Genomic DNA, 439 nt, shown 5'->3' with positions numbered 1-439 from the left:
ACAATAAACAGCAGTTCATAAGCCTTCATCAGCTCACCTCCTTTGGACTGTATGGCTCCGGGCTGGTGAAGGCAAACACCGGAGATGATCGTTCTGGGCGGCCCGCGCCTCCAGCAAGCTGGCACGCAGCGCGAGCTCCTGGGGATCGGGGGTCGGATCAGCGTCGGGACTCTTGCCCAGCAGCTCGTTGGGAGTTACCTCCAGCGCCTCGGCCAAGGCTCGCAGGTTATCGGCGTCGGGAACCGAGGTGCCGCGCTCCCACTTCGAGACGGTCTGGCGCACCACGTGCACTTGCTCGGCCAGCTCGCCCTGGCTCATGCCGCGCTCCTGGCGCAGCCGCTTGATCTCGTCTTTTAGCATGTGAGGCTCCTTCGTTCGCGGCTCGCGGATCCTGGAACGTGGCCTTCCCGCCCGTCCGCCGCCTTTCTGCAAAGGCAAC

General features: G+C 64.2%; 1 protein-coding gene. It reads right to left on the bottom strand.

Annotated elements, in window-relative coordinates; all coding sequences use genetic code 11:
- Nucleotides 1–33: 33 nt before the first annotated feature.
- Entirely contained in the window at nucleotides 34–360 is a 327-nt protein-coding gene (locus PZH32_RS11405) for a helix-turn-helix domain-containing protein (protein WP_275208374.1), read from the bottom strand.
- Between the last annotated feature and the right edge of the window lie 79 nt (nucleotides 361–439).

Origin of the sequence: Adlercreutzia equolifaciens, from assembly GCF_029076695.1 — a bacterium.
Taxonomy (GTDB): domain Bacteria; phylum Actinomycetota; class Coriobacteriia; order Coriobacteriales; family Eggerthellaceae; genus Adlercreutzia; species Adlercreutzia equolifaciens_A.
This window is presented reverse-complemented; position numbering and strand designations above follow the sequence as displayed.